The sequence below is a fragment of the Fulvimonas sp. R45 genome (assembly GCF_030504985.1).
Taxonomy (GTDB): Bacteria; Pseudomonadota; Gammaproteobacteria; order Xanthomonadales; family Rhodanobacteraceae; genus Rhodanobacter_A.
In genome coordinates this window covers 87,199-93,459 of record NZ_JASERU010000016.1, presented here as the reverse complement: position 1 = coordinate 93,459, position 6,261 = coordinate 87,199, and the positions used below count along the sequence as shown (strand labels likewise).

The window sequence follows — 6,261 nt, the reverse complement described above, 5'->3', positions numbered from 1 at the left end:
TGGGTTTGCAGGGCAGTCATCAAGCAAGAGGCTCATGGAAAACCATGAGCCTCTCGGGTCATTCCGGCTTCGTCAATGCCTTAACTGACTGGCATTAGGCGCATGGCCGGGCTTTTCGTCGGGTCCGACCGGATCAGTCGCCGTCGTAGCCGTCGTCGCGCACGTAGCGGGTCGGGCCGTCGTCGTACACCACGGTGCGCGTGGTGACCACGCGGCGCGTCACCGGCGCGCTTTCGTACACCACCGTGGTCGGCTGCTCGTAGACCACGCGCGGCGGCGGGGCGTACACCACCGGCGGGCTCAGCGCATCGCTGACCAGGCCGGCCACCGCGCCGGTGACGATGGCGCCGGCGATCCAGCGGCCGCCGCTCCAGTAGCCGCGATGGTGGTAATAGCCGCCACCGCGGTAGTAGCCATGATGGTAACCGCCATGGCCCCAGCCGTGACCCCAGCCGTGCGCCGACGCGCCCAGCGGCATCGCCACCGCCGCGGTCAGGCCCAGGCCGATCGCCATCCACTTGCCGAGATTTCGCTTGCTCATGACGTACCTCCGGTTCTTCACGGAACCGATGCTGGTCCGGCGGCGCTTAATCCGCACTGAAGGGTTCACTTTTTGGCGCGCGCCCCGCTCCAGGGGTTCATGTCCGTGTCAGCGCGATGCGGCCGCAACAGCCAGCAGCCGTGGATGTCGGCGCGGCGGGTGAAGTCGAACGGGATGCTGGGCGCGCTCCAGTCCTCGATGGCGAAGCGCCGCTCCAGCGCCTCGCGGTCCAGCCTGAAGCGGCGGAAGTTGTTGGAGAACACGATCACGCCGTCGCCGGCGAGGCGGTCGCCGCAGGCGTCGAGCAGGGCGGCATGGTCGCGCTGCACGTCGAAGTCGTCGGCGCGCTTGGAGTTGGAGAAGGTGGGCGGATCCACGTAGATCAGGCCGTAGCGCCCGCGGTCGGCGCGCAGGAAGGCCAGCGCGTCGGCCTGCGCCAACCGGTGCTTCGCGCCCGCGAAGCCGTTCAGCGCGAGGTTGCGCGAGGCCCAGTCCAGGTAGGTGGCGGACAGGTCGACGCTGGTGGTATCGCGCGCGCCGCCCGCGGCCGCGTACACGCTGGCGGTGGCGGTGTAGGCGAACAGGTTGAGGAAACGCCGCCCCGCGGCCAGCTCGCGCAGCTTCGCGCGCACCAGGCGGTGGTCGAGGAACAGGCCGGTGTCGAGGTAGTCGGTGAGGTTGACCAGGAACTTCAGGCCGCCCTCCTCCACTTCCACGAACTCGCCGCGCTGGTCGAAGCGGCCGTACTTGGCGCCGCCCTTGCCGCGCTCGCGGGTCTTCAGCGCGATCCGCCCGCGCGGCACGCCGAACACCTCGCCGGCCACGCGCACGGCCTCGCGCAGGCGCGTGCGCGCCACCTCGGCGGGGATCTCCGCCGGCGCGCGGTATTCCTGCACGTGCAGGTGGTCGCGGCCGGCGGTGTCGCCGTAGACGTCGATCGCCACCGCGTATTCGGGCAGGTCCTGGTCGTAGGCGCGCCAGCAGCGGATGCCTTCGCGCGCCAGCCGCTTGCGCAGGTGGCGCAGGTTCTTCTCCAGCCGGTTCTTCAGCATCTGCGCGCCGGACGACAGCGGCTTCGGCTCGCGCGGCGCGTCGTCGTGCGCGTGCAGTTCGAAGGTGAGCAGCACGGTTTCCAGCGCGCCGTTGTAGAGCGCGTATTTCTTCTCCGCGCGCAGGGCCAGCGCGCGGCCCAATTCGGCGTCGCCGGCGAGCACGGCGGCGCGCCAGCCGGCGAAACGCGTGCGCAGGGCCTCGCCCAGCGCGCGGTACAGCGCGGGCATCTCGATGCGGTCGCCCAGGCGCTCGCCGTAGGGCGGGTTGGTGACGACCAGCCCGTGTGCCACGCCGGGCGGCGGCGCGGCATGCGCCACGTCGTGCTTCTCCAGCGCCAGGAAGCCCGCGACGCCGGCGGCCTGCGCGTTGCGCTTGGCCACCTGCACCATGCGTGCATCGGCGTCGGCGCCGAAAAAGCACGGGCGCAGCGCGCGCAGACCGGCCTCGGCACGTTGCTGCGCCTCGTGCAGCAGGCTGCGCCACAGTGCGATGTCGTGCTGCTTCCAGCCGAGGAAACCGTAGTACTCGCGGTGCAGGCCGGCCGCCACGTCGGCAGCCATCCAGGCGCCCTCGATCAGCAGGGTGCCGGAGCCGCACATCGGGTCGAGCAACGCGCCGCCCGCGGCATAGGCCTCCGGCCAGCGCGCGCGCAGCAGGATCGCGGCGGCGAGGTTTTCCTTCAGCGGTGCCTCGCCCTGCATCTCGCGCCAGCCGCGGCGGTGCAGCGGCGCGCCGGACAGGTCTAGCGACAGCGTGGCGCGGTCGCGCTTCAGGCGCAGGTTGAGGCGCACGTCCGGTTCGTCGGTGTCCACATCGGGACGGGTACCGCCGTGCCGGCGGAACTGGTCCACCACCGCGTCCTTCGCGCGCTGGGCGATGAACTGGCTGTGCACCAGCTTGCTCTGCGCGGTGTGCGCGTCCACCGCCAGCGTGCCGTGCGCGGCCAGGTGCGCGGACCAGTCGATGGCCTGCACGCCGGCGTACAGCGCGTCGTCGTCGGGCGCGTCGAACTCGGCCAGCGGCAGCAGCACGCGGCTGGCCAGGCGCGACCACAGGCAGGCGCGGTAGGCGGTCTCCAGCGTGCCGGCGAAATGCACGCCGGCCAGCGCCTCGCGCGCGTCCTCCGCGCCCAGCGCGACCAGCTCGTCGCGCAGCAGGTATTCCAGACCCTTCGGGCAGGTGGCGAAGAAGGCGCTCACGCGGCGACCGCCAGCGTGGCGAGGAAGTGGCGGAACTGCGCGGCGATCATGTCCAGGCTGTCGGTCAACCGGTGGTCGTCGTCCAGCATCAGCAACGGCAACCGCCGCCGCGCGGCGAAGGCCTGCACGCCGCCCGGCGGACAGACCTCGTCGCGCCAACCATGGACCAGCAAGGCCGGCACGCCTTCGCGCAGGCCGAGCGGGCGTGCGTAACCCGGGATCGCACTCGGCGTGGCAAGCAGGAACAGGCCCGCCACGGGCACTTCCAGCGAAGCCAGCCCCGCGGCGAACGCGCCCAGGCTGGAGCCCACCAGCACCGGCGGCGCGGCGCTGGCCTCGACGCTGGCGCGCAGGCGCGCGATGCGCGGCGCCACCGAGCCGGCCAGGCCGCGCGCGTCGTCGCTGCGGTGGTCGGTGCGGAGGGTATCCCAGCCCAGCGACCCGGCCAGTGCGGCGAGCGCGCTGACCTTGGTGGCGTCGGGGCTGGAATCCGAACCGTGCGAGAGGATGATGCGGCCGCGCATCGCGGTCTCCATGACGTGCAGGGCGCCCATGATAGCCGGCAACCGTGCGAGACTCCGGTTTCCGCCCCGCCCGACCGCCGCATGCCACCCGTCGTCCACGACCAGTTCCTGCCTTATGTCCCGCGCCTGCCCGAGCGACCGGCCGCGGCGGTGACGCGGGTGGTGATCCACTGCACCGAGCTGCCGGACCTGGCCACTGCGCGCGAGTACGGCGAGCGCGTGCTGTACGACAGCGGCGCCGGCAACAGCGGCCACTACTACATCGACCGCGACGGCGGCACCTACCGCTGGGTGCCCGGCACCCGCATCGCCCACCACGTGCGCGGGCAGAACGCCGACTCCATCGGCATCGAACTGGTGAACGCCGGCCGCTACCCGGACTGGTTCGACTCGCGCCGCCAGACCATGACCGAGCCCTACCCCGCCGCCCAGGTCGACGCCCTGCTCGCCCTGCTGGCGCGGCTGCGCGGGGAGTTCCCAAACCTGCGCCGGATCGCCGGCCACGAGGAGCTGGACACCGCGATGGTGCCGGCCAGCGACGACCCGGCGAAGCTGGTGCCGCGCAAGCTCGACCCTGGCCCGCTGTTCCCGTGGGACGCCATCGTCCCCGCCTGTGGCCTCGAGCGGCTGCGTTAGACTGCGCCTGTCCCTCCCCCGGGTCACGTCCATGCCGGAGTTCGTCGTCCAGCCCCTGCTGCAGTCGACCACCGTCGCGGCACACGACGTGCACTGCCGCGGCGAATGCCGCCATCGCAGCACCGAGGAATGCGCGGCCGCCACCCACCTGGTGTTTCCCTACCGCGGCCTGTTCATGCGCCACGTCGGCAGCACGCAATCGGTGGCCGACGCCAACCACGTGCTGCTCTTCAACGGCGGCCAGGGCTATCAGGTGAGCCACCCGGCGTCCGGTGGCGACGCCTGCCTGTCGCTGTCGATCCCGCAGCCGCTGCTGCGCGAGCTGGCGCCGGCCGCGCTGCTGCTGCCGGGCGACGAGCCCGTGTTCCGCGACCAGGCGCTGCGCATCGACGAACGCAGCCAGGTGCTGGTCGCGCTGCTGCGCCACGGTCTGTGCCATGGCGTCATCGAGCCATTGGAAGCCGAAAGCCTGGCCCTGACCCTGGTCTGCCGCAGCCTCGGCCCGCGCACCGCCCATGCGCCCGGCGCCACCCGCGCGCGCCAGCGGCTGGTGGACCGGGCCAAGCTGCTGCTGGCCAGCGACCTCACCCGGCGCTGGACGCTGGCGGAGATCGCGGCGGAAGTCGGCGGCTCGCCGGTCTACCTCACCCAGGCGTTCCAGCAGGTCGAGGGCCTGCCGCTGTACCGCTACCACCTGCGCCTGCGGCTGGCGCACGCGCTGGACCGGGTCGTCGAGTGCGACGACGTCGCCGCGCTGGCGCTGGACCTGGGCTTCTCCAGCCACAGCCATTTCAGCGCCGCGTTCCGGCAGGCCTACAGGCGCACGCCCAGCGAGTTCCGCCAGGCTGCGCTGAACCCCTGCGCCGCAAAAGGCTAAAGATCCTGACAGCCGCCGCCGGCGGCCGGTGGTCTCCTGTGCCTGCCCGATCCCGGGCATCACCGGAGCACAGCCATGAAAGCGAAAGAAGCCACCTGCGCCGCCTGCGACTACCCGCTCGACGGCAACGCCATCGAGGTGACCGTCGGCGGCCGCACCGTCGAGGTCTGCTGCGAGGAATGCGCGCAGAAGCTGCGCGAGGCGGCCGCGCAGTCGTGAAGGGCGAAACCCTCTTGCCTGCCGCCCGGCGGGCGGCGCCGGACCCGCGCCGGCGCCGCTTCCTCGCCCTGGCCGCCGGCGCCTGCGCGGCCGGGCTCGCCGGCTGGACGCATGCGTCCGCCACCGCGCCGACGCTGGACGCCGCGGCTTTCCACGCCGCGCGTCGCTACACGCGCACCGCGTTCGGCGACATCGCCCGCGTCGAGCGCGGCAGCGGCCCCGCCGCGCTGTTCCTGCACGGCTTTCCGCTCAACGGCTTCCAGTGGCGCGGCGCGCTGGAACGGCTGGCGCCCTACCGGCGCTGCATCGCGCCCGACTTCCTCGGCATGGGCTACACCCGGGTGGCCGAAGGGCAGTCCTGCGCGCCCGCCGCGCAGGTAGAGATGCTGCTCGCCCTGCTCGATGCGCTGGGCGTCGAGCGCGCCGACGTGGTCGCCAGCGACAGCGGGGGCGCCGTGGCGCAATTGCTGGTCGCCCGCCATCCGGAACGCGTGCGCAGCCTGCTGCTGACCAACTGCGACACCGCGCAGGACAGCCCGCCGCCGGCGATGCGCCCGGTGATCGCGCTGGCGAAGCAGGGCCGCTTCGTCGACGACTGGCTGGGCCGCTGGCGCCGCGGCCACGCCCTGGCGCGCTCGGCCGAAGGCATCGGCGGCATGTGCTACGCCGATCCCGCCCATCCCACCGACGAGGCCATCGACACCTACTTCGCGCCGCTGCTGGCATCGCCCCGCAGCCGCGCGCTGGCGCACGCCTACGCCATCGCGCTGGAAACGAACGTGCTGGCCGGCAGCGGTCCCGCGCTGGCGCGTTCGCGCCTGCCGGTGCGCATCGTGTGGGGCGATGCCGACACGATCTTCTCTGCCGCCGATGCGGGCTTCCTCGACCGTGCCTTCGGCCGTTCGCTGGGCGTGCGCCGGCTGCCGGAAAGCAAGCTGTTCTGGCCGGAGGAACGCCCGGACGTGATCGCCGAAGAGGCGTGCAAGCTCTGGAGAGAAGCCGCATGAACGCACCCCGTTCCCGCCGCATCGCGGTGTACGGCGCCTATGGCCACACCGGCCGCTTCGTGCTGGCCGAATTGCGCCGCCGCGGCCTCGTCCCCGTGGCCTGCGGCGTCACCGGCGGACGCAACCACCACCCGCGGTGGCGGCCGAAGCTGGGGTGGGCACGGAGACACCCGTCTCCTGAGACTGCGCAGGCGGACGCCCCGGT

Annotated in this window: 7 protein-coding genes; 4 read left to right on the top strand and 3 right to left on the bottom strand. The window is 72.6% G+C overall.

Features of this window, described 5'->3' with window-relative positions; translation table 11 throughout:
* Positions 1 to 133: 133 nt before the first annotated feature.
* The 3 genes from QMK61_RS14060 to QMK61_RS14050 all read right to left on the bottom strand — a co-directional run bounded on the left by QMK61_RS14060 (position 134) and on the right by QMK61_RS14050 (position 3,317).
* Positions 134 to 541 carry a hypothetical protein gene (locus tag QMK61_RS14060; protein WP_302072851.1) on the bottom strand — a complete coding sequence of 136 codons (408 nt, stop codon included), beginning with the start codon at positions 539 to 541 and terminating at the stop codon, positions 134 to 136.
* Positions 542 to 606: 65 nt separating this feature from the next.
* Positions 607 to 2,793, bottom strand: a complete 2,187-nt coding sequence (rlmKL, locus tag QMK61_RS14055; protein ID WP_302072850.1) for a bifunctional 23S rRNA (guanine(2069)-N(7))-methyltransferase RlmK/23S rRNA (guanine(2445)-N(2))-methyltransferase RlmL — start codon at positions 2,791 to 2,793, stop codon at positions 607 to 609.
* Positions 2,790 to 3,317 carry an alpha/beta hydrolase gene (locus tag QMK61_RS14050; protein ID WP_302072856.1) on the bottom strand — a complete coding sequence of 176 codons (528 nt, stop codon included), beginning with the start codon at positions 3,315 to 3,317 and terminating at the stop codon, positions 2,790 to 2,792. Before QMK61_RS14050 ends, rlmKL begins: the two co-directional genes overlap by 4 nt.
* A gap of 81 nt (positions 3,318 to 3,398) precedes the next feature.
* Between QMK61_RS14050 and QMK61_RS14045 the strand changes: the two genes are divergently transcribed.
* From QMK61_RS14045 to QMK61_RS14030, 4 genes are all read left to right on the top strand, one after another.
* A complete protein-coding gene (locus tag QMK61_RS14045) occupies positions 3,399 to 3,953 on the top strand; it encodes an N-acetylmuramoyl-L-alanine amidase (RefSeq protein ID WP_302072849.1) in 555 nt (184 codons plus the stop codon).
* 31 nt (positions 3,954 to 3,984) lie between these two features.
* The gene (locus tag QMK61_RS14040) at positions 3,985 to 4,830 is read left to right on the top strand and encodes an AraC family transcriptional regulator (protein ID WP_302072848.1); all 846 of its coding nucleotides are present in this window, start codon (positions 3,985 to 3,987) and stop codon (positions 4,828 to 4,830) included.
* A 75-nt stretch (positions 4,831 to 4,905) separates the two neighbouring features.
* On the top strand, positions 4,906 to 5,049 hold the full coding sequence (locus tag QMK61_RS14035; protein ID WP_302072847.1) for a hypothetical protein: 144 nt from the start codon (positions 4,906 to 4,908) through the stop codon (positions 5,047 to 5,049).
* Positions 5,046 to 6,056, top strand: a complete 1,011-nt coding sequence (locus tag QMK61_RS14030) for an alpha/beta fold hydrolase (RefSeq protein WP_302072846.1) — start codon at positions 5,046 to 5,048, stop codon at positions 6,054 to 6,056. The genes QMK61_RS14035 and QMK61_RS14030 overlap by 4 nt, the downstream gene beginning before the upstream one ends.
* Positions 6,057 to 6,261: the final 205 nt, after the last annotated feature.

Excerpts from the sequence above, each read along its gene's own strand:
- QMK61_RS14060 (WP_302072851.1), bottom strand. The coding sequence starts at position 541 with ATGAGCAAGCGAAATCTCGGCAAGTGGATGGCGATCGGCCTGGGCCTG.
- QMK61_RS14050 (WP_302072856.1), bottom strand. The coding sequence starts at position 3,317 with ATGCGCGGCCGCATCATCCTCTCGCACGGTTCGGATTCCAGCCCCGAC.
- QMK61_RS14045 (WP_302072849.1), top strand. The coding sequence starts at position 3,399 with ATGCCACCCGTCGTCCACGACCAGTTCCTGCCTTATGTCCCGCGCCTG.
- QMK61_RS14040 (WP_302072848.1), top strand. The coding sequence starts at position 3,985 with ATGCCGGAGTTCGTCGTCCAGCCCCTGCTGCAGTCGACCACCGTCGCG.
- QMK61_RS14035 (WP_302072847.1), top strand. The coding sequence starts at position 4,906 with ATGAAAGCGAAAGAAGCCACCTGCGCCGCCTGCGACTACCCGCTCGAC.